18 protein-coding genes are annotated in these 21,058 nt (G+C 72.2%); 10 read left to right on the plus strand and 8 right to left on the minus strand.

What is annotated here, in order from left to right; all coding sequences use genetic code 11:
• The first annotated feature begins 221 nt into the window (after positions 1-221).
• On the plus strand, positions 222-1,049 hold the full coding sequence (locus tag ACR9ZG_RS05870) for an SGNH hydrolase domain-containing protein (protein WP_481283891.1): 828 nt from the start codon (positions 222-224) through the stop codon (positions 1,047-1,049).
• Positions 1,050-1,084: 35 nt separating this feature from the next.
• Positions 1,085-2,320, plus strand: coding sequence for a cobalamin-independent methionine synthase II family protein (locus ACR9ZG_RS05875; RefSeq protein ID WP_481283892.1), 1,236 nt, complete (start codon positions 1,085-1,087; stop codon positions 2,318-2,320).
• A gap of 69 nt (positions 2,321-2,389) precedes the next feature.
• On the opposite strand, the gene ACR9ZG_RS05880 is transcribed toward ACR9ZG_RS05875, so the two are convergent.
• The 5 genes from ACR9ZG_RS05880 to ACR9ZG_RS05900 form a co-directional block, all read right to left on the minus strand.
• Positions 2,390-2,890, minus strand: coding sequence for a type II toxin-antitoxin system PemK/MazF family toxin (locus ACR9ZG_RS05880; RefSeq protein ID WP_481283893.1), 501 nt, complete (start codon positions 2,888-2,890; stop codon positions 2,390-2,392).
• Positions 2,823-4,100, minus strand: a complete 1,278-nt coding sequence (locus ACR9ZG_RS05885) for an ammonium transporter (RefSeq protein WP_481283894.1) — start codon at positions 4,098-4,100, stop codon at positions 2,823-2,825. Before ACR9ZG_RS05885 ends, ACR9ZG_RS05880 begins: the two co-directional genes overlap by 68 nt.
• Positions 4,101-4,236: 136 nt before the next feature.
• Positions 4,237-5,511 carry an ammonium transporter gene (locus tag ACR9ZG_RS05890; RefSeq protein ID WP_481283895.1) on the minus strand — a complete coding sequence of 425 codons (1,275 nt, stop codon included), beginning with the start codon at positions 5,509-5,511 and terminating at the stop codon, positions 4,237-4,239.
• Positions 5,512-5,899: 388 nt separating this feature from the next.
• The gene (locus tag ACR9ZG_RS05895) at positions 5,900-6,337 is read right to left on the minus strand and encodes a SufE family protein (protein ID WP_481283896.1); all 438 of its coding nucleotides are present in this window, start codon (positions 6,335-6,337) and stop codon (positions 5,900-5,902) included.
• Positions 6,338-6,381: 44 nt separating this feature from the next.
• Positions 6,382-7,281, minus strand: coding sequence for a sulfurtransferase (locus ACR9ZG_RS05900; RefSeq protein ID WP_481283897.1), 900 nt, complete (start codon positions 7,279-7,281; stop codon positions 6,382-6,384).
• A 172-nt stretch (positions 7,282-7,453) separates the two neighbouring features.
• On the opposite strand from ACR9ZG_RS05900, the gene zapE reads away from it, so the two are divergent.
• The gene (gene zapE / locus ACR9ZG_RS05905; RefSeq protein WP_481283898.1) at positions 7,454-8,509 is read left to right on the plus strand and encodes a cell division protein ZapE; all 1,056 of its coding nucleotides are present in this window, start codon (positions 7,454-7,456) and stop codon (positions 8,507-8,509) included.
• 45 nt (positions 8,510-8,554) lie between these two features.
• Here zapE and ACR9ZG_RS05910 read toward each other — a convergent pair whose 3' ends face one another.
• A complete protein-coding gene (locus ACR9ZG_RS05910) occupies positions 8,555-9,739 on the minus strand; it encodes an alpha/beta hydrolase family protein (RefSeq protein WP_481283899.1) in 1,185 nt (394 codons plus the stop codon).
• A 136-nt stretch (positions 9,740-9,875) separates the two neighbouring features.
• On the opposite strand from ACR9ZG_RS05910, the gene ACR9ZG_RS05915 reads away from it, so the two are divergent.
• From ACR9ZG_RS05915 to ACR9ZG_RS05930, 4 genes are all read left to right on the plus strand, one after another.
• On the plus strand, positions 9,876-10,472 hold the full coding sequence (locus tag ACR9ZG_RS05915; protein ID WP_481283900.1) for a DUF3000 domain-containing protein: 597 nt from the start codon (positions 9,876-9,878) through the stop codon (positions 10,470-10,472).
• Positions 10,465-11,664 carry an HRDC domain-containing protein gene (locus ACR9ZG_RS05920; protein WP_481283901.1) on the plus strand — a complete coding sequence of 400 codons (1,200 nt, stop codon included), beginning with the start codon at positions 10,465-10,467 and terminating at the stop codon, positions 11,662-11,664. Before ACR9ZG_RS05915 ends, ACR9ZG_RS05920 begins: the two co-directional genes overlap by 8 nt.
• Before the next feature lie 70 nt (positions 11,665-11,734).
• Positions 11,735-12,946, plus strand: coding sequence for a thiolase family protein (locus ACR9ZG_RS05925; RefSeq protein WP_481283902.1), 1,212 nt, complete (start codon positions 11,735-11,737; stop codon positions 12,944-12,946).
• A 10-nt stretch (positions 12,947-12,956) separates the two neighbouring features.
• A complete protein-coding gene (locus tag ACR9ZG_RS05930) occupies positions 12,957-15,095 on the plus strand; it encodes a 3-hydroxyacyl-CoA dehydrogenase NAD-binding domain-containing protein (RefSeq protein ID WP_481283903.1) in 2,139 nt (712 codons plus the stop codon).
• 97 nt (positions 15,096-15,192) lie between these two features.
• Here the strand turns inward: ACR9ZG_RS05930 and ACR9ZG_RS05935 are convergent, their stop codons facing one another.
• Positions 15,193-15,801: a TetR/AcrR family transcriptional regulator gene (locus ACR9ZG_RS05935; protein WP_481283904.1), complete on the minus strand. Its 609-nt coding sequence runs from the start codon at positions 15,799-15,801 to the stop codon at positions 15,193-15,195.
• A gap of 80 nt (positions 15,802-15,881) precedes the next feature.
• On the opposite strand from ACR9ZG_RS05935, the gene ACR9ZG_RS05940 reads away from it, so the two are divergent.
• Positions 15,882-18,917 (plus strand): glycoside hydrolase family 2 TIM barrel-domain containing protein, encoded by a 3,036-nt coding sequence (locus ACR9ZG_RS05940; RefSeq protein WP_481283905.1) that lies wholly within the window; start codon positions 15,882-15,884, stop codon positions 18,915-18,917.
• A 38-nt stretch (positions 18,918-18,955) separates the two neighbouring features.
• On the opposite strand, the gene ACR9ZG_RS05945 is transcribed toward ACR9ZG_RS05940, so the two are convergent.
• Positions 18,956-19,936 (minus strand): aldo/keto reductase, encoded by a 981-nt coding sequence (locus ACR9ZG_RS05945; protein WP_481283906.1) that lies wholly within the window; start codon positions 19,934-19,936, stop codon positions 18,956-18,958.
• A 68-nt stretch (positions 19,937-20,004) separates the two neighbouring features.
• Here ACR9ZG_RS05945 and ACR9ZG_RS05950 point away from each other — a divergent pair, with 68 nt between their 5' ends.
• Positions 20,005-20,538, plus strand: coding sequence for a dihydrofolate reductase family protein (locus ACR9ZG_RS05950; RefSeq protein WP_481283907.1), 534 nt, complete (start codon positions 20,005-20,007; stop codon positions 20,536-20,538).
• A 60-nt stretch (positions 20,539-20,598) separates the two neighbouring features.
• The gene (locus ACR9ZG_RS05955) at positions 20,599-21,048 is read left to right on the plus strand and encodes a DUF1931 family protein (RefSeq protein ID WP_481283908.1); all 450 of its coding nucleotides are present in this window, start codon (positions 20,599-20,601) and stop codon (positions 21,046-21,048) included.
• Positions 21,049-21,058 lie beyond the last annotated feature (10 nt).

Raw genomic sequence — 21,058 nt, forward strand, 5'->3', positions numbered from 1 at the left:
CCACAGAGTCGCCCGCCTTGCCCGTCGCGCCGGGGGCGCGGGGGCCCGTATTTGTTGTTTGGCGCGCGGGCGTGGCGGGGGTAGGCCCCCCCGGCCCCCCCCGGGGGGCGGCGGCCGGGGGGCCCGCCCGCGCCGCGCCCGGGGGCCCGGGGGGCGCCGCCGGGAGCGCCGCGGCGACCCCGCTCGACTCCGGCAGGCCCGCGCCCGTCGCACCGGCCGCCGTGAGCTTCGCCGACGGACCGGGCTTCGTGCCGGCCGGCGTCCCGTCGAACACCCGGCCCACGATCGAGGGGCTGGAAGACGACCTCGCCGACGTCTTCACCAACGGCTGCTACGCCGCGACGCTCCAGATTTGCAGCGGAGGCGACCCGGACGGGGACCGCACGGTCGTGCTGGCGGGGGACTCCCACGCGGGCATGTGGTGGCCGGCGTTCGACCGGGCGGCGCGCGAGAAGGGCTGGCGGCTCTACATCGTCGGGAAGAACGGCTGTCCGCTCGTCGACGTGCCGATCAGCTTCGGCTCGACCGCGGCGGGATGGCCGGACTGCGACCGATGGCAGGACCAGGTGCTTCCGAAGGTCGCCTCCCTCCACCCCGACCTGATCGTGGTGGACGACTTCACGGCCGGCTATGCGGAGAAGGTCAGTCTGCGCGACGACTTCGCCGCACAGTGGGAGCCGGCCGCCGTGCGCGCGATGAGCGAGCTGGCCGGAACCGCCCCCGTGGTGCTCTTCGGGCCGGAGCCGGTGCTGAAGCAGGCGCCCGGCGACTGCCTCCCCACGCACGTGTTCGACATCGCCGCCTGCGGCCAGCCGCTCGAATCCGCCGTGCCCGACGACCTGCGGGCCATGAGCGGGCGCATCGCGGCCGCGGCGGGGGTCGAGCTGCTCGATCCGACGACCCTGCTCTGCAGCGGCGGCACGTGCCCCGTCTTCTCGTACAACCTGCTCATGTACCGCGACAACAACCACCTGACGGCGACGTTCTCCGAGCACCTCGCTCCCGCGGTGGCCGAGGTGCTCGACCGCGCCGCCGATGACGGCGTATGACGGACCGCCGCACACCCCGCCCGTAGGCTGAGCGCATGCCCACCGTCTCCGTTCCCGTCACGCACGCCGGCTCCCTCCCCCGCACGCCCGAGCTGATCGCCGCGAACGAGGCGCGGCCGGTCGCCGCCGACGGGTTCACGCTCGAGCACGACGCCGCCTTCGACGAGCTGCTCGCCGCCGAGGTCGCCGCGCTGGTCCGGCGGCAGCGGGAGGCCGGCATCACCGTCCCCGGCGACGGCGAGTACGGCAAGGCCATGTCGCGGGCCGTGGACTACGGGGCCTGGTGGTCGTACTCCTTCCAGCGGGTCGGCGGGCTCTCGCTGACCGGCAAGGATCACCACAACCAGCAGCCGGTGCGCAGCGAGCCCGGGCGCATCCGGCTCACCACCTTCCCCGACCGGCGCGACTGGGTGCGGTTCCGCGACGCGTACACCGACCCGTCGTCCGGCATCTCGCTCGGCGAGAAGGCGACCGTCTTCCCGACCACGACCGGACCGCTGACCTACCGCGGCCAGGAGCTCATCGCGGCGGACGCCCGCAACCTCCGTGCCGCGCTCGACGCCGCCGGCATCGCGGACGGCTTCATCACCGCCCTCTCCCCCGGCTCCGGCGCCCGCATCGCGAACGAGTACTACGCGACCGAGGAGGAGCACATCTGGGCGTGGGCGGAGGTGCTGCGGGAGGAGTACACGGCCATCATCGACGCCGGGCTCCTGCTGCAGATCGACGACCCCTCGATCGCCGAGAACTGGGACCAGATCAACCCCGAGCCGAGCGTCGAGGACTACCGGGCCTTCACCCGCATCCGGGTGGAGGCGCTCAACCACGCCCTGCGCGGGCTGCCGCAGGACCGCATCCGGTTCCACCTCTGCTGGGGCAGCTGGCACGGGCCGCACACCACCGACCTCGAGTTCCGGCACATCGTCGACCTGATGCTCGCCATCGACGCCGGCGCCTACTCGTTCGAGGCGGGCAACGTGCGGCACGCACACGAGTGGCGGGTGTGGGAGGACGTGACGCTCCCCGAGGGCAAGGTCATCCTCCCGGGCGTCGTCAGCCACTCCACCAACGTCGTCGAGCACCCGGACCTGGTCGCCGACCGCCTCACGACGTTCGCGTCGCTGGTCGGCGCCGAGCGCGTGCAGGCGTCGACGGACTGCGGGCTGGGCGGCCGCATCCACCCGTCCATCGCGTGGGCGAAGCTCGAGACGCTCGCCGAGGGCGCACGGCGCGCCTCGCGGCGGCTGAGCGGCGACGCGGTCGTCCTCTGACGGCGGAACGGCGGCACGCGGAACGGCGGCACGGCGGGACACCGGACGCCGACGCGGTCGGCTGAGGACTCAACGCCAGCCGTACCTGCTGCGCAGCTGCGCGCGGACCCGGTCGTACGGTTGCCTGCCGAGCGCGGCGCCCTCGCGGCGCATCCCGCGCTGGTGCACCCGGTACACGCGATCCACGCGCGCGTAGCTCGGCCTCCCCTGCCCGTCCCACGCTCCGGAGCCCACTGGCACGTACTCGGGCCTGCCCGGGTGCTCCTGGCTCGTCAGCGCGACCGCCAGGACCGTTCCGGCGGGCTCGGCGGCGACGACCAGCACCGGGCGGTCCTTGCCGCGCCCGTCGGCCTCCTCGTACGGCACCCACGTCCACACGACCTCACCGGGGTCGGCGTCGCCGTCGGTGCTCGGGACGTAGGAGGTGCGGATCGCTCCCAGCCGGCGCGGGTCGACCTGGACGGTTGCCGACGCCCCTGAAGCGCCCGCCGGGGCGATACGCTCAGCGTCGCGCGCGCGAGGGGCGGCCTGCTCGCTCCGCTGGCGCAGCAGCCGGCCGAGCGCGCTCAACAGTCTGCGGGTGGTCGACGGTCGGGCTGCGCTCATCACGTCCCGAAGGATAGCCGACCGCGCGCGGGCGGCTCCCGCGCCCGCCGACCCTGGTCAGCCCGATCGTGACACGGAGCGCCAGCGCTACGAGTGCCGACACCGCAGCCGAGTACAGCAGCACGACGAGACCGGCGATGCCCTGCGCGATGAAGAGGTCGAAGTTGCCGCTCTCGACCATCCCGCCGCCCGCGGCGAACAGGCCGAGGTAGAGCAGGCCGACGAGCCCGCCCACCGAGACCGTCACGCAGAGCGTCAGCGCCGGGCCGAACCGGGCGCGCGCGGCGAGGTCGACCATCGTCGCGCACGCGAGCGCTGCGATGGCCCCGAGCAGCAGCGACCAGCCGAGCGTCAGCACGCCGGAGCCCGGTGTCGCCGCGACGAGCCCCGCGAAGGCGCCGAGCAGGGCGCTCGACACGGTCGGCCGGCGCAGCAGGACGCGATCGACGAGCAGCCACATCAGGCAGCCGCCCGCCGAGGCGAGGAAGGCGTTCATCGCGATCAGCGGCGCGAACGCGTCCATCGCCCCCTCCGACCCGGTCGCGAGCCCCAGCCAGCCGAGCCAGAGCAGCGTCCCGCCCACGGCGACGAGCGGCAGGCTGCGGCGTCCCTCCCGCTGATGCTCGCGACGGCCGCACCCGAGGACGACGCCGGCCGCTCCTCCCCCGGCCGCGATGCCGATCGGGAGGATGCCGCCGAAGTCCACGACGCCGAGCCCGGCCACCGCCCAGCCGTCGTCCAGCGCGAACACCGCGTAGCCGACCGGGAGCAGCACCAGCAGGGTCCAGAGCACGCAGAAGGCGATCCAGGCGCGCGCGGTGATGCGCGAGGCCAGCGCCACCCCGACGACGGAGACGCCGACCGCGCAGACGGCGACGAGGTAGCCCGCCCGGGCGAGGTCGTACGTCCCGGAGACGTCCTGGAGCCCGGGGTCGGGCCTTCCCACGATGCCGGGGATCAGCGGGTCGCCGACGAGCATCCCGTACCCTCCGGCGACGGCGAGCAGCACGACGACGGCCACGCCGAGGAAGGCGAACCGCGCAGCCCTGGCGACGCGCGCCCCGCCGCCGAGGCCGCCGATCAGGAAGGCGAGTCCCGGCGGGATGAGGAGGGTGAGCGCACCGCACACGAACAGCAGCAGCGCGTCCAGCTGCTCGCTCGTGGCCGTCGCCATGCCCGCTCCCTCTGTGGACGCCCGCTCCGGCACGCCGGAATGCATGCATTAGATTACGGGACCGCCGGACGCCGAACGGGGTGCCGCCCGGTGAGGCGGCACCCCGTCACGGTGTGCTGTGTGCGTGCTGCGGTCGTCAGACCGTCTCGAGCGAGTAGCCCTCCTCGCCGTGCACGACGGTGTCGACGCCGGCCAGCTCGTCCTCGTTCTTGACGCGGAAGCCGATCGTCTTCTGAATGATCCAGCCGATCACGAAGGCCAGGACGAAGGAGTAGATCAGGACCGCGAAGGCGCCGATGAACTGCACGCCCAGCTGCGCGAAGCTGCCGCCGTAGAGCAAGCTCGAGAACGGCTTCTCGGCGTCGCCGTCCACGTGGGTGAACCCGAAGACGCCGATCCACAGGGTTCCGATGATGCCGCCGACGAGGTGGATGCCGACCACGTCGAGCGAGTCGTCGAAGCCGAGCTTGAACTTCAGATCGATGGCGAGGGCGCAGACGGCGCCGGCCACGACGCCGAGGAGGATCGCCCAGCCCGGGGTGAGGATGTTACAGGCCGGGGTGATCGCGACGAGGCCCGCGACGGCGCCCGATGCGGCTCCGATGGACGTGGCCTTGCCGTCCTTGAGCTTCTCGACGATCAGCCAGCCGATGATCGCGGCGGCCGGGGCGGCGAGCGTGTTGACCCAGGCGAGGGCGGCGACGCCGTCGACCGCGGCCTCGGAGCCGGCGTTGAAGCCGAACCAGCCGAACCACAGCAGCGCGGCGCCGAGGAGGGTGAGCGGCACGTTGTGCGGCTTGTTCATGCCCTTCTGGAAGCCGACGCGCTTGCCGAGGACGAGCGCCAGGGCGAGACCGGCGGCACCGGCGTTGATGTGGACCGCCGTGCCACCCGCGAAGTCGTTCACGTGCAGGCCGGCGGCGATCCAGCCCTCGGAGAGGTTGAACACCCAGTAGGCGACCGGGAAGTAGACGACGGTGACCCAGACGCCGGCGAAGATCATCCACGCGCCGAACTTGGCGCGGTCGGCGATCGCGCCGGAGATCAGGGCGACGGTGATGATGGCGAAGGTGGCCTGGAAGCCGGCGAACGCGAGGCCGCCGAGGTCGGGGGTGATGCCGTCCTCGCCCATCAGGCTGGACAGGAACCAGTCGGGGGCGCCGAGGACGTGCGGGATGACCGGCGTGCCGAAGGCGAGGCCGTAGCCGTAGACGACCCAGAGGACGCCGACGAGCGCCATCGCGCCGAAGCTCATCATCATCATGCTGATGACGCTCTTGGCCCGGACCATGCCGCCGTAGAAGAACGCGACGCCGGGGGTCATCAACAGGACGAGGGCTGCGGCGACCAGCAGCCACAGGGCGTTGACCGTCCCTGCCTCTGCGTAGTCCGCTGCTGTGTGGAGCACCATGCGAATCTCTACCTCTCTGTGCGTGGCCCCCGAGGCTGGTGGCCTGTCGCTCTCGGGTGCGACGGGTTCGGGGTGGAGCCAGTCTGATAGCGCGACGTTTCCGTGGCAGGCAGCCTGTGTTTCGCGTCTGTTACGCGTGAAGCGGGTGTGTAAACAGTGTGTTTCGGGGTGCTTTGAGTGTTCCGGTTGCCAACACGGCCGGCCGATCGCCGACGTCGTCCCGCATCGCGCGTCCGCATGGGTCCGCTAGAGGTCGCGTCGCCGACCTCATGATCGCCGCGACGGCGCGCGCGCACGACGCCGCCGTGGTGACGCACAACCCCGCCGACTTCGCCGGGCTGGAGCGGATGGTCCGCGTCATCCCGGCGTAGCGCGGCCGGCGGCGCCGTTACGCGGCCGCCGCCTTCGCGCGCACCTGGCGCTTGGTGCGGCCGAGCAGCGCCGACATGCCGCGGATGCGCAGCGGCGACACCGCCTGCGTCAGCCCGAGGGTCTGCGGGAAGTCGTCCGGCACCGCCAGCACCTCCTCCGCGGTGAGGCCGGCGAGGCCCTGCACCAGGATGGAGGCGAATCCGCGGGTGGTCGGCGCCTCGCGCGGCGCCGTCGCGTACAGGTGCACGATCCCGGCGTCGTCGACCTCCACGAAGATGAAGACCGGCGCCTGGCACTCCTCGACCCGCTCCAGCAGGTCGGGATGGTCGGCGTAGCGGGCGGGCAGCTCCGGCAGCTCGTCGGCGAACTCCAGCAGCAGCTGCAGCCGGTCGGGCTGCTCGAGCGCCTGGAAGTCGTCGCGGATCTCCGCGAGCGTCCCCGTCAGTTCGGTCATGCCTCCAGGCTAACCCCGCCCGGCCGCCGACGCCGCGATCGCTCCTACCGCGACGGGACCTCGCCCGGCTCGCTGCCGGTCACGATCGGGACGCGCACGGCCGAGCCCCACTCCGTCCACGAGCCGTCGTAGTTGCGCACGTTCTCGAAGCCGAGCAGGTGCGTCAGGACGAACCAGGTGTGGCTGGAGCGCTCGCCGATGCGGCAGTACGCGATCACGTCGTCGCCCGGCTTCAGCCCGGCCTCGCCGAGGTAGATGTCCTCGAGGTCGCCCCGCCGCTTGAACGTCGCGTCCGGCGCGGCCGCGCGCGCCCACGGCACCGAGGCGGCCGACGGGATGTGCCCGGCGCGCAGCGCGCCCTCGGTCGGGTAGCCGGGGATCTCGGTCCGCTCACCGCTGTACTCCTCGGGCGAGCGGACGTCGATGAGCGGCTGCCCGAGGTGGGCGAGCACGTCCTCCTTGAAGGCGCGGACGCGGCTGTCGTCGCGCTCGACCACGGGGTACTCGACCGCCTGCACGGCCGGGGCCTCGCGGGTGATCTCGCGCCCCTCCGCGATCCACTTGTCGCGGCCGCCGTCGAGGAGGCGGACGTCCTCGTGGCCGAACAGCGTGAACACCCAAAGCGCGTAGGCCGCCCACCAGTTGTTCTTGTCGCCGTAGATGACGACGGTCGTGTCGCGGGCGATGCCCTTCGCGCCGAGCAGCTCGGCGAACCGCTCCGCGCTCACGTAGTCGCGCACGACCGGGTCGTTGAGGTCGGTGTGCCAGTCGATCTTCACGGCACCGGGGATGTGGCCGGTCTCGTACAGCAGGACGTCCTCGTCGGACTCCACCACCGCGAGGCCCGGTTCGTCCAGGTGCTCCGCCAGCCATTCCGTGCTCACCAGACGTTCCGGGTGGGCGTAGTCGGCGAAGGCGGGCGACGGATCGGTCTCGACGGGCATGCGGTGCATCCTTCCGGATTAGGCTGGAACCCTGCGGCAGCAGGAACGCAGTATCAGGCTACGCGGCACGGCGGGCGCCTCGCGCGTCGCCTTAAGACTTCGACACACTGAAGTCCGACGCAGTGCGGGCCTCCGCCATTCCCCGCCCCCGACCGAAGGTGCAGCCCCGTCCATGACGATCGACCAGACCGGAGCCCTCCCGCGCCTCGCGGACCGTTCGCCCCAGATCACGGGCGCCGAGATCGCCTCCAGCCTGGTCCCTCCGTCGCAGTTCGAGCACGCGACCTTCGAGTCGTACCGCCCGGACCACGACTACCCGTCGCAGGCCGAGGCGGTGTCCACCCTCAAGCTCTTCGCCAAGGCGTGGGAGCCGCAGCGCCCGGCCGGCCTGTTCAGCCGCAGCCGCAAGAAGGTCGACGCGATGAAGCCGGGCGTCTACCTCGACGGCGGGTTCGGCGTCGGCAAGACGCACCTCCTCGCCGCCCTCTGGCACGAGGCGCCCGGGCCCAAGTACTTCGGCACCTTCATCGAGTACACGGCCCTGGTGGGCGCCCTCGGCTACGCCGGCGCGGTCGACCTGCTGCGCGGCTCGGCGCTGATCTGCATCGACGAGTTCGAGCTCGACGACCCGGGCGACACCATGATGATGACGCGGATGCTCGGCGAGCTCGTCGCCTCGGGCACCCGGATCGCCGCGACCAGCAACACTCCGCCGAACGCGCTCGGCGAGGGCCGCTTCGCCGCGAGCGACTTCCTGCGCGAGATCCAGTCGCTCTCGAACAACTTCCAGACCCTCCGCATCGACGGCCTCGACTACCGCCGCCGCGACACCACCGGCAGTGCCGTCACGGTCGACGCGAGCGAGTACGAGCGCGTGCTCGGGGCTCTCGCGGCCCGCGGCGAGGCCGCCACCGACGACTCGTTCGACGGTCTCATCGCGCACCTCGCCACCGTCCACCCCTCGCGCTACATCAAGATGCTCGACGGCGTGGATGTCATCGGCCTGCGGGAGGTCGCGGTGCTGCACGACCAGATGGCGGCCCTGCGCTTGGTCGCGTTCATCGACCGCGTCTACGACGCCGAGATCCCGATCGTGCAGACCGGCGTGCCGCTCAACGAGGTGTTCGACGACGAGATGCTCGGCGGCGGCTACCGCAAGAAGTACCTCCGGTCCGTCTCGCGCATGATCGCGCTGACGGCCGGCGAGCTGCCTCCGCACGACGAGTAGGCGGTCTCCCCCGCACCGCGACCGGCGCCGGCGGTGCCTGCACCGTCAGTCGACGTGCTCCGCCAGCCAGTCCGTGATCGCCGCCGTCCACTTCTGCTCGTCGTAGTTCCAGAGCTTGGTGTGCAGCGCGACCGTGAACGGCACCAGCGTGACGATGTCGCTGCGCGCCGCCGCGAGAGCGCGGGAGGCGGTCGAGGGCACGAACCCGTCGTCGTCGCTGTGCAGGATGAGCGTCGGGAGGCTCAGGTCGGCCGCGCGCGAGACGAAGTTCATGCTGGCGAGGTCGATGGCCGCGGCCTGGCCGGTGATCGGGCCGCTCCAGGTGGCGCCGATGAGCCGCATGGCGCCCTGCGCGATCGGCTCGGGCAGCCGGAGCAGGTTGGCCTGGTACTCGAGCGTGTCGACCCAGTCGATGACCGGCGATTCGAGCACGACGCCGCGGACGAGGCCGACCGCCTCGGAGCGGGTGATGGTCTGCAGCACGATCGCGCCTCCCATCGACCAGCCCATGAGCACGATCGAGCGGGCGCCGTTGGCGGCGGCGTAGCGGAGCGCGGCGTCGATGTCGTGCCACTCGGTGCCGCCGAGGCCGTAGCGGCGGTCGGCGCTGTCGGGGGCGTCGCCGTCGTTGCGGTACGAGGCGAGGAGGCTCGTGAAGCCCGCCGCATGGAAGGCGCGGACCGCGCGCAGCCCCTCCTGCCGGCTCGCGCCCCACCCGTGCACCTGGATGACCCAGCGTCCGTCGTCGGCGCCCTCGGCCGCGGGGAAGAGCCAGGCGGGCGCCTCCCCCAGCTCGGTCGGGATGGTGACGCTCATGACGGGGAGGCCCAGCTCCTCCGGCTCCAGGTAGTAGTAGCCGCTGATGCGGGCGCGGCCCGGCCGCAGGTCGCCGAACTCGACGCGCTCGAGCTCGCGGGTGACCTCGCCGTCGCCGGTGGCGAGCAGCCCGCCGACCTTCGCGTAGCCGGTGTCACCGCCGAACCACACGCCGAACCGTCCCGGCATCCGCGCGTCGGCGCTGTCGGCGAACGTGATCGTGCCCAGCTCCCTGTCGACCGCGCGGATCGTCTGGTTCTGCGGTCGCCGCCGGACCGGGGTGATCACGGTGCGGGCGACCCTGGCGACCGTGTACGCGGCCCCGGCCGCGGTCAGCAGCGCCAGCCCCGCGCCGACCGCGCCGGTCGTGACGAGGGCCTTGCCGAGGCGGGGACGTGAGCTGGTGGTCGTCATGGCGCCAGCGTACCGGCGGGAGGTGACGCACCGGTGAGGTCATCCGCGGCGACGCCCGGGACGGGGCGCGCTCAGGACTTCTTCAGGCGGCGTGCCTTACTGCCGCGGGCGCGCAAAGGCTTCTAGTGTTCCTAACGTGCCGACACCAACCTCCACCCCGCACGTGCCCGGGGAGTTCGCCGCGGCGCTCGCGTCCGTCCGGGCCGCCAAGGCCCGGCCGGAGCTGGTCGTCACCGAGATCCCTGCGCCGGGCCAGCTCGCGCCGCACGCCGTCGCGCTGGCCGCGGACGTGCGGCCCGCCCGGCACGGCGACGACTCCGACCTGGGCACCGGGCGGTTCATCCTGCTGTACGACCCGGACGAGCCGGAGGCGTGGGGCGGCCCGTTCCGCGTGGTGTGCTTCGCGCAGGCGCCGCTGGAGACCGACATCGGCCTCGACCCGTTCCTCGCCGACGTCACATGGTCGTGGCTCGTGGACGCGCTGGACGCCCGGCACGCCAAGTACACGGCGGCCAGCGGCACCGCCACCAAGATCATCTCCACGGGTTTCGGCGAGCTGGCCAGGCAGGGCGACGGCTCGCAGATCGAGCTGCGCGCCTCCTGGAGCCCGCTCGAGACCGACATCTCGGCGCACGTCGAGGGCTGGGGCGAGCTGCTGTGCATGCTCGCGGGCCTGCCGCCGACGGGCGAGGGCGTCAGCCTGCTGACGTCGAGACGGACGCCGCGTGGCTGAGCAGCACCACGTCATCGCCACCCGCGCGGAGTACCTGGACGCGGTCGAGCGCATCGCCGCCGGCAGCGGCCCGATCGCGGTCGACGCAGAGCGGGCCAGCGGGTTCCGCTACTCGCAGCGCGCCTACCTGATCCAGGTCTTCCGCCGCGAGGCGGGGACCTTCCTGTTCGATCCGCCGGCCGTCGGGAGGTTCGACGAGCTGGATGCGGCGATCCACGACGACGAGTGGGTGCTGCACGCCGCCACCCAGGACCTGACCTGCCTGCGCGAGGTCGGCCTCGATCCGGCCACGATCTTCGACACCGAGCTGGCCGCCCGGCTCCTGGGCATGCCGCGCGTCGGCCTCGGGACGGTCGTGGAGGAGCTGCTCGGCATCCACCTGGCCAAGGAGCACAGCGCGGCCGACTGGTCGACCCGGCCGCTGCCGGAGCCGTGGCTGAACTACGCCGCGCTCGACGTCGAGCTGCTGCCCGACCTCCGCGACGCCATCGCACGGCTGCTCCGCGAGGCCGGCAAAGAGGAGATCGCGCGGCAGGAGTTCGCCGACGAGCTCACGCGCGAGCTGACCGTCGTGCGGAACGAGCCGTGGCGGAGGCTGTCCGGCATCCACTCGATCCGCGGCCTCCGCAATCTGGCCGTCGCGCGCGAGCTGTGGCTGAGCCGGGACGCGCTGGCCAGAGAGCTCGACGTCGCGCCGGGCCGGCTCGTCCCCGACGCCTCGCTGACCGCCTCCGCGAAGGCGATGCCCGAGAGCAAGCGCGCCCTGGCCGGGCTGCGCGAGTTCACCGGGCGCGCCAGCCGCAGCGAGCTCGACCGCTGGTGGGCCGCCATCGAGGCCGGCCGCACCACCGACGACCTGCCCGTGCTGCGGGGCAACGGCGACAGCCTCCCGCCGCCGCGTGCCTGGGCCGACCGCAACCCCGACGCCGACGCCCGGTTGAAGGCCGCCCGTGCCGCGCTCACGGAGCTGTCGGAGGAGCGCAGCATCCCGCTCGAGAACCTGCTGACGCCCGAGACGCTGCGCCGCGTCGCGTGGGCGCCGCCCGCCGAGGTCACCGCGGACACCGTCGGGGAGGCCCTCGCAGCGCATGGCGCACGCGCCTGGCAGATTGAGGCAACCTCACAGCTGATCGCCGACGCGTTTGTGGGAAGCGTGCAAAGCGCCGACGACACGTCCGAGCCGGATTCGTAGGAACGACCAAACGATTCCGCGCCCCGGCGGAGCCCTCCTTAGGATCGTGTCGACCTGATTGGGAGGCACTGTGGCCGATAAGACCGAAGTCGTGTTCGTCGACGGAGTCCGTACTCCGTTCGGGCGGGCCGGCGAGAAAGGGCAGTACTGGAACACCCGCGCGGACGACCTGGTCGTGAAGGCGATCATCGGTCTGCTCGAGCGGAACCCCCAGGTGCCCAAGGACCGCATCGACGACGTGGCGATCGCCGCGACGACGCAGCAGGGCGACCAGGGGCTCACCCTGGGCCGCACGGCGGCGCTGCTCGCCGGGCTGCCGAAGTCCGTGCCGGGCTTCGCCATCGACCGGATGTGCGCCGGTGCGATGACGAGCGTCACGACCCTCGGCTCGGGGATCGCGTTCGGCGCGTACGACCTCGTGATCGCCGGCGGCGTCGAGCACATGGGACGGCACCCGATGGGCTTCGGGGCCGACCCCAACCCGCGCTTCCTCTCGGAGCGGATGGTCGCCGAGGACGCGCTCAACATGGGTATGACCGCCGAGCGCATCCACGACCGCTTCCCCGCACTCACCAAGGAGCGGGCCGACCGCTTCGCGATGCGCAGCCAGCAGAAGCTCGCCGCGGCGTACGGCAGCGGTGACATCCAGCCCGACCTCGTCCCGGTCGCGATCCGCTCCGAGAGCGGCTGGGGCCTCGCCACGCAGGACGAGGGCATGCGCCCGGAGACCACGTTGGAGGGGCTGGCGACGCTCAAGACGCCGTTCCGCCCGCACGGCCGCGTGACCGCCGGCAACTCGTCGCCGCTCACCGACGGCGCGACGGCGAGCCTGCTCGCCTCGCACGACGCAGTGAAGGAGCTGGGCCTCACCCCGAAGATGCGGATGGTGAGCTTCGCCTTCGCCGGCGTCGAGCCCGAGATCATGGGCATCGGCCCGGTCCCCTCGACCGAGAAGGCGCTCCGCAAGGCGGGCCTCACGATCGACGACATCGGCCTGTTCGAGCTCAACGAGGCGTTCGCCATCCAGGTGCTCTCGTTCCTCGACCACTTCGGCATCGACGACGACGACCCGCGGGTCAACAAGTGGGGCGGCGCGATCGCGATCGGCCACCCGCTGGCCGCGAGCGGCGTCCGGCTGATGATCCAGCTCGCCCGCCAGTTCGAGCAGCACCCGGAGGTGCGCTACGGCATCACCGCGATGTGCGTCGGCCTCGGCCAGGGCGGCACCGTGATCTGGGAGAACCCGAACTACGACAAGCGCGCCGCGCGGAAGGCGAACTGAGGACAGCGACGTGACGGATTACAGCACCATCGACTTCACCCCCCTGCTCGCCTTCTCGGACGACGAGGTCGTCACGCACGCCCTCACCAAGGACGTGACGCTGCCCAGCGGCCGCACGCTCGCCCTCGTGACGCTCGACAACGGACGGGACCACACCCGGCCGAACACGCTCGGGCCGGCGACGCTCCTCGAGCTCGGCACCGTCTTCGACGAGCTGACCCAGCGCGCCAAGCGCGGCGAGATCGACGCGGTCGCCGTGACCGGCAAGCCGTTCATCCTCGCCGCGGGCGCGGACCTCAGCCGGGTGAGCGACATCCCCAGCCGGGAGGCCGCGAAGCTCCTCCCCCAGCTGGGCCACCACGTGCTCGGCAAGCAGGCGACCTTCGGCGTGCCGTCGTTCGTCTTCACGAACGGGCTCGCGCTCGGCGGCGGCGTGGAGATCGGCCTCAACGCCGACTACCGCACCATCGACCGCAACGTGGCCGGCTTCGCGCTGCCCGAGGTGTTCCTGGGGCTCATCCCGGGCTGGGGAGGCGCGACCATCCTCCCGAACCTCATCGGCATCGAGAACGCCCTGAAGGTCGTCGTCGAGAACCCGCTCAAGCAGAACCGCATGCTGAAGGCGCAGGAGGCCTTCGACATGGGGATCGCCGACGCGATCTTCGACTCGGCGAACTTCCTCGAGGACTCGCTGAAGTGGGCCGACCGGGTCATCGGCGGCGAGATCGAGGTCAAGCGGCCCAACGTGCCGGGCAAGCTCGAGCGCATGGTCAAGTGGGACGCCGCCATCGGCATCGCCCGCAAGATGCTGGAGAGCCGCATCGGCACCGTCCCGAAGTCGCCGTACAAGGCGCTCGACCTGCTGAAGGCGGCGAAGTCCAACGACCGCGCCGCGGGCTTCGAACTCGAGGACGACGCGCTGGCCGAGCTGATCTCGGGCGACCAGTTCCACGCGAGCATCTACGCCTTCAACCTGGTGCAGAAGCGGGCCAAGCGCCCGGCCGGCGCCCCGGACAAGAAGCTGGCGAAGAAGGTCACCAAGATCGGCGTCATCGGCGCCGGCTACATGGCGAGCCAGTTCGCCCTCCTGTTCGTCCGCCGCCTGCGGGTGCCGGTCGTCATCACCGACCTCGACCAGGCGCACGTCGACAAGGGCGTGCAGTACATCCACGACGAGATCGGCAAGCTCCAGGAGAAGGGCCGCATCTCGCCCGACGAGGCGAACCGTCTCCGCGCGCTGGTCACCGGCACCACGGACAAGGCCGACTTCGCCGACTGCGACTGGGTGATCGAGGCCGTGTTCGAAGAGCTGACCGTCAAGCAGAACGTCTTCGAGGAGGTCGAGCAGCACCTCTCCGACGAGGCCGTGCTGGCGACCAACACCTCCTCGCTGTCGGTCGAGCAGATCGGCGCGAAGCTGAAGCACCCGGAGCGGCTGGTCGGCTTCCACTTCTTCACCCCGGTCGCGGTCATGCCGCTGATCGAGGTCGTGAAGACGCCGCACACCGACGAGGCGACGCTCTCGACCGCGATGGTCACCGCTGCCGCGCTCAAGAAGAACGCGGTCATCACCGCCGACACCCCGGGCTTCGTGGTCAACCGCATCCTCGCCAAGATCCTCGGCGAGGCGATGCACGCGGTCGACGACGGCACCCCGTTCGAGGTCGTCGACGAGGCCATCGCGCCGCTGGGCCTGCCGATGCCGCCCTCCCAGCTGCTCGACCTGGTCGGGCTGAAGGTCGGCGCGCACGTGCTCGACACGCACCACGCGGCCTTCCCCGACCGGTTCTACCGCAGCGAGAACCTCCACAAGCTGGCCGAGTACGGCACGCTGCTGGAGAAGGACGGCAAGGGCAAGATCAAGGGCGTCGACAAGGGCGCGGCCAAGATCGTGTCCGGCGGGACGAACCCGTGGACGAAGGAGGACATCCTCCGGCGCCTGGAGGACGGCCTCGCCGACGAGATCCACCGCATGCTCGTCGACGACCACGTGGTGGAGGCGCCGGAGGACATCGACCTCTGCATGATCCTTGGCGCCGGCTTCCCGTTCCAGATGGGCGGGATCACGCCGTACCTCGACCGCGTCGGCGCCTCCGAGCGCGTCTTCGCGGACACCTTCCACCACCCGCCCATCCGCGGCGTGCAGTAGCCCCCGGTCCGGCACCAGCCGCCGAGCACAGGAAAAACGCCCTCGATCCGGCCGATCGGGGGCGTTTTTCCTGTGCTCGGGGGCTGCTGGGCCGCGGCTAGGTGATCACGAGGTCGAGGTAGGCGCGGAGGGCGGCGGGCGCGTCGATGCGCTCGGGGGCGTAGAGCCACTGGAGCTCGACACCCTCCCAGAGCGCGATGACCGTGGCCGCGGCGAGCGCCGGGTCGACCCCGGCGCGCAGGTGTCCGTCGTCGCGCAGCGCGACGAACTCGGCGGTGTACGACGCGCGCAGCGCGTCGTAGCGGGCGACGAAGTAGTCGCGGCCGGGGTGTCCCGCGGTGACGGCCTCCGCGGAGAGCACGGCGTACAGGGCGATGAGGCCGGGGATGCGGCGGTTCGCCTCGGCCTGCCCGACGATGTGCTCGGGGAACGGGAGGTCGGAGGCGAACTCGCGCCAGCCTCCACCGAGCTCGTCGCGGCGGGCGAGCACGGCGACGAGCAGCTCCTCCTTGGACGAGAAGTGGTGCTGGAGGCTGCTGAGGCTCACCCCGGCGGCCGTCGCGATCTCGCGCAGCGAGCCGGCGTGGTAGCCGCGGCTGGCGAAGACGGCGTACGCCTGCTCCACGATGTGCTGCCGGCGGGCGGCGGTCTTCGCGTAGGGGCCGCGGCGGCGGGCCGGGCGCTCGGACAGCGTCGGGTCGGACACGGCACTCCCAAATTAGGTCACTCGAATTGTTTTCGACTACGGTCGATGCTATCCGACGCCGAAGGAGCCGTGACAGAGCCGTGACCGCCGTGCTTCCCCCCGCCTACCTCTCCGACACCGCCCCGGGCCGTGGCGCCCGCCTCGCGCCGCGGTCCTGGCTGCGCACCGACGCGCCGTCGCTCTCGCTGAACGGCGACTGGGCCTTCCGCTACTTCGCGCACGCCGCCCTCCCGGACGACGTGGCCGAGCCGGAGCTCGACGACAGCGGCTGGGACCGCCTCCCCGTGCCGGCGCACTGGGTGCTGCACGGCGACGGCGCGTACGGGCGGCCCGCCTACACCAACGTGCAGTTCCCGTTCCCGGTGGACCCGCCGCACGTCCCCGACGAGAACCCGACCGGCGACTACCGCCGCAGCTTCACGCTCCCCGGCGACTGGCCGGCCGGCGCCCGTGTCGCGCTGCGGTTCGACGGCGTCGAGTCGCTCTACCGGGTGTGGCTGAACGGCGAGGAGGTCGGTGTCGGCACCGGCAGCCGGCTCGCGCAGGAGTTCGACGTCACCGGGCTCGTGCGGCCGGGCGACAACCTCCTCGCGGTCCGCGTGCACCAGTGGTCGCCCGCCAGCTACCTCGAGGACCAGGACCAGTGGTGGCTGCCCGGGATCTTCCGCGACGTGACGCTCGTCTCCCGGCCGCTCGACGGGCTCGGCGACGTCTGGCTGCGCACCGGATGGGAGGTGGACGGCGGCACCGGCTGGGTGGACCCCGAGGTCGTCGCCGACGCCGGCGCGTATCCGGTGACCCTCCGCATCCCCGAGCTGGGTGTGGAGGCGGTATGGGACTCCCCCGCCGCCGTCGCGCGCGTCGAGGTCGGGCCGGCCGAGCCGTGGAGCGCCGAGGCTCCGCGCCTGTACGACGCGACCGTGGCCTCCCGCGGCGAGACGGCGTCCCTGCGCGTCGGGTTCCGGACGGTCGAGATCCGCGGCGACCGGCTGCTGGTCAACGGCCGGCGCGTCGTCTTCCACGGCATGAACCGGCACGAGACGCATCCCGAGCGCGGCCGCGTGTTCGACGAGGCGCACGCGCGCGAGGACCTGGCGCTCATGAAGCGCTTCAACGTCAACGCCATCCGCACGAGCCACTACCCGCCGCACCCGCGCCTGCTGGAGCTGGCGGACGAGCTCGGGCTCTGGGTCGTGCTGGAGTGCGACCTCGAGACGCACGGCTTCGCCATGCACGACTGGGCCGGGAATCCCAGCGACGACGCCCGCTGGCGCGAGGCGTACCTCGATCGCATCGAGCGGACGGTGGAGCGCGACAAGAACCACCCGAGCGTGATCGTCTGGTCGCTCGGGAACGAGGCGGGCACCGGCGCGAACCTGGCTGCGATGGCCGCATGGGTGCGGGCCAGGGACCCCGAGCGGCCGGTGCACTACGAGGGCGACTACACCGGCGAGTACACCGACGTGTACTCGCGCATGTACCCGTCGCTGCTGGAGACGCGCGAGATCGGCACCGACGGCTCGCTCGCCCCGCTGCTCGGCTGCACCCCGGCGCAGGGCGCCCGGCAGCGCACCAAGCCGTTCCTGATGTGCGAGTACGCCCACGCGATGGGCAACGGCCCCGGCGGACTCGACCGGTACGAGGCCCTGGTCGACGAGCTGCCGCGCCTGCACGGCGGGTTCGTGTGGGAGTGGCGCGACCACGGACTCCTGACGCAGACGGCCGACGGCACGCCGTTCTACGGCTACGGCGGTGACTTCGGCGAAGTGGTCCACGACGGCAACTTCGTGATGGACGGGATGGTGCTGAGCTCGGGCGTGCCGACACCGGGCCTCCACGAGTTCGCGGCGGTCGTGCAGCCGATCCGGTTCGCGTTCGGCGACCGCGAGGTGGTCGTGTCCAACCACCGGCACAGCGCGAGCACGGCCGACCTTCGGTTCGTCTGGCGGGTCGAGCACGACGGCCGCACGGTGGCCGACGGCGTGCTCGACGTTCCGGTGATCGCCGCGGGGTCGTCCGCGTCGGTCGCGCTGCCGCCGGCCCCGGTCGCCGCGGCGGGCGAGACGTGGCTGACCGTCGAGGCGGTGCTGGCGGAGGAGGCGTCGTGGGCGCCAGCGGGGCACGTCGTGGCGACCGGGCACGCCGCGGTTCCGCATGCCGCGGTTCCGCAGGCCGCCACTCCGCAGACCGCGCGACGCCGGGTCGCCGGGCCGCCGACCCCCGCCCGGGTGCACGGCTGGCGGCCGGGTGCCGGCGACCTCATGCTGGGGGCCGCGGAGTTCGAGGGCGGGCGTCTCGTCCGGCTCGCCGGCCACGCCGTCCGCGGGCCCCTGCTGGAGCTGTTCCGCGCCCCCACCGACAACGACGAGGGCGGCTACAGCAACCCCGAGGGCAGCGACGCGAGCATCCCCGGCACCTCCAGCGCACAGCTCTGGCGCGCGCAGGGCCTGGACCGGCTCGTGCACCGGCTGGTGTCGGTGGAGGAGGCGCCCGGCGCCCTGCGGACCATCACGCGCGTCTCCGCGGCGAACGCCACGGCGTCGGTGACGGTCGAGCAGGTCTGGACCGACGTCGACGGCGACCTGGAGCTCCGGGTCGAGATCGAGCCGTCGACCGGCTGGACCTCGGTCTGGCCGCGCATCGGCGTCCGGTTCGAGCTGCCGGACGCCGACGGCGCGCCGGCCGTCACGGGCGCCGAGTGGTTCGGGCTCGGCCCGCTGGAGTCCTACCCCGACAGCATCCGGGCGGCCCGGGTCGGGCGCTACACGGCGACGGTCGACGACCTCTCGATCGAGTACGCGCGCCCGCAGGAGACCGGCCACCGCTCCGAGGTCCGGAGCCTGTCGCTCAACGGTTCGGAGGGGGCGTTCCTCCAATGGGAGTTCATCCGGGACGGACGCGGTCGCCTCCCGGGCTTCACGCTCAGCCGGCACACCCCGCAGCAGCTCGCCGCCGCCGGCCACCCGCACGAGCTGCCGGCGTCCACGACGACGCAGCTCATCGTTGACGCCGCGCAGCACGGCGTCGGCTCTGCAGCCTGCGGGCCGGACGTCTGGCTGGAGCACGCCCTCCGCCCGGAAGCGAGGACGCTCCGCGTGCGCCTCCGGCGCGCCTGACCCGCGCCGCGGCGAGCCGGTGGCTCGGCGGCAGCGGCTCAGCGGTTCAGCGGCGTCATGTCCGCGTACCGGTCGCCGACCGGGGCGGCCACGTCGTCCAGCTGCGCGAGCTGCTCGGGGCTGAGCTCCAGCCCGTCGGCCGCGACGTTCTGCTCCAGGTTCTCGACCTTCGTGGTGCCCGGGATGGGCGCGATGTCGTCGCCCTTCGCGAGCAGCCAGGCGAGGGCGACCTGCCCGGGCGTCGCGCCGACCTGCCGTGCGACCTCGTCCACCTGCTCGACGATGCGGATGTTCGCCTCCAGGTTGTCGCCCTCGAAGCGCGGGTTGAACCGGCGGAAGTCGTCCGGCGACAGCTGGTCGAGCGAGCGGATCGAGCCGGTCAGGAAGCCGCGGCCGAGCGGCGAGTACGGCACGAAGCCGATGCCGAGCTCGCGCACCGTCGGCAGCACCTCCGCCTCGGGGTCGCGCGTCCACAGCGAGTACTCGGTCTGGATGGCCGTGACCGGGTGCACGGCGTTGGCGCGGCGGATCGTCTCCGGCGCCGCCTCCGACAGGCCGTAGTGCAGGATCTTGCCCTCCTTCACCAAATCGACCAGCGCGCCGACGGTCTCCTCGATGGGCGTGCCAGGGTCCATCCGGTGCTGGTAGTAGAGGTCGATCCGGTCGGTGTTCAGCCGGCGCAGCGACCCCTCGACCGACCGGCGCACGTTCTCCGGTGAGCCGTCGAGGATGCGGCGCTGCGGGTTCTCCGGGTCGGGCCGCATGCCGAACTTCGTGGCGACGACCACCTCGTCGCGGTGGCCGGCGAGCGCGCGGCCCACCAGCTCCTCGTTGGTGTACGGGCCGTAGATCTCGGCCGTGTCGAACAGGGTGACGCCGAGGTCGATGGCGCGGTGGATGGTGCGGATCGAGCCGGCATCGTCCTGCCCCGCGCCGGTGTAGAACGCCGACATGCCCATGCAGCCCAGGCCGAGCCGCGAGACGGCGAGCTTCTCCGTGCCGAGTGTGATCGTCTTCATACCGCCACACTACGACCCGTTCGGAGCAGGCGGTCAAGAGTGTCCGAGCCTCCTGCTAGCGTCCTCACATGACCCGCACGACGTACTATGTCGCCTCCTCCATCGACGGCTTCATCGCCGACACCGACGACCGCATCGACTGGCTGCTGCAGTTCGGGTTCGAGGAGTTCGACGCGCACTACCAGACCTTCCTCTCCGGCATCGGGGCGCTCGTCATGGGGGCCCGCACGTACGAGTTCATCCTGGCCGAGCCCGGTGACTGGCCCTACCCCGGCCTGCCGGTCTGGGTCGTCACGCACGGCACCCCGGCCGTCCGCGAGGGGGCCGACGTCACCTTCTTCTCCGGCGACATCGCGCAGCTCGACGCGGAGGTCAGATCGGCGGCGGGCGACCGCGACGTCTGGGTGGTCGGCGGCGGTGACCTCGCAGCGCAGTTCGCCGACCGTGGGCTGCTCGACGAGCTGCACGTCACGTACGTGCCCGTGCTCGTCGGCTCCGGCAAACCGCTGCTGCCGGTGTCGGGCGCGAGCCGGCCCCTCGTGCTCTCCGGCACGACGACCTTCCCGAGCGGCGCGGTGGAGCACGTGTACCGGTTCGCGTGAGCCCTCGGCCGCGCGGATCACCCCTGTTCCCGCGCGACCCCCGAGCGGTACCGTTCGGCCATGCACCTGTTCGGGCTGAGCGCGTTCGAGACGTTCTTCCACCGTGCGGCGAACCTCGACGTCGACAAGAACGACTTCCGCCGCTTCGACGACTTCCTCAGCGGCAAGCTGCACGACCTGCTGCTGCGCGCCGTCGAGACGGCCGCCGCGAACGGCCATGACGCCGTCCAGCCGCAGGACCTCCCCATCACGGCGGGGCTGCAGGAGTCGATCGACGCCTTCACGGCGCTTGATGAGCCGGTGTCGCTGGAGGCGGTGCTCGACGTGCTCGGGCGGCGCACGCCGCTCGACCTCCCGCTCGCCGACGACACCCAGGCCGCGCTGCCCGGCATCGTCGGCGGGATCGGCGTGGCGCTGGTGCACAGCTTCCGCATCGTGGACGAGAAGCTGCGGACGCCGCAGGCGACCCACTGGGACCGCGTGACGCGGATCTTCGACCAGCTGCTCTGACCGCGCCGCC

The sequence above is a fragment of the Leifsonia sp. KNZ12-8B genome (assembly GCF_056755495.1).

What these genes read in the sequence shown, in the direction of transcription:
- ACR9ZG_RS05875 (WP_481283892.1), top strand. Translation starts at nt 1,085, where the DNA reads ATGCCCACCGTCTCCGTTCCCGTCACGCACGCCGGCTCCCTCCCCCGC.
- ACR9ZG_RS05885 (WP_481283894.1), bottom strand. Translation starts at nt 4,100, where the DNA reads ATGGCGACGGCCACGAGCGAGCAGCTGGACGCGCTGCTGCTGTTCGTG.
- ACR9ZG_RS05890 (WP_481283895.1), bottom strand. Translation starts at nt 5,511, where the DNA reads ATGGTGCTCCACACAGCAGCGGACTACGCAGAGGCAGGGACGGTCAAC.
- ACR9ZG_RS05895 (WP_481283896.1), bottom strand. Translation starts at nt 6,337, where the DNA reads ATGACCGAACTGACGGGGACGCTCGCGGAGATCCGCGACGACTTCCAG.
- ACR9ZG_RS05900 (WP_481283897.1), bottom strand. Translation starts at nt 7,281, where the DNA reads ATGCCCGTCGAGACCGATCCGTCGCCCGCCTTCGCCGACTACGCCCAC.
- zapE (WP_481283898.1), top strand. Translation starts at nt 7,454, where the DNA reads ATGACGATCGACCAGACCGGAGCCCTCCCGCGCCTCGCGGACCGTTCG.
- ACR9ZG_RS05910 (WP_481283899.1), bottom strand. Translation starts at nt 9,739, where the DNA reads ATGACGACCACCAGCTCACGTCCCCGCCTCGGCAAGGCCCTCGTCACG.
- ACR9ZG_RS05945 (WP_481283906.1), bottom strand. Translation starts at nt 19,936, where the DNA reads ATGAAGACGATCACACTCGGCACGGAGAAGCTCGCCGTCTCGCGGCTC.
- ACR9ZG_RS05950 (WP_481283907.1), top strand. Translation starts at nt 20,005, where the DNA reads ATGACCCGCACGACGTACTATGTCGCCTCCTCCATCGACGGCTTCATC.
- ACR9ZG_RS05955 (WP_481283908.1), top strand. Translation starts at nt 20,599, where the DNA reads ATGCACCTGTTCGGGCTGAGCGCGTTCGAGACGTTCTTCCACCGTGCG.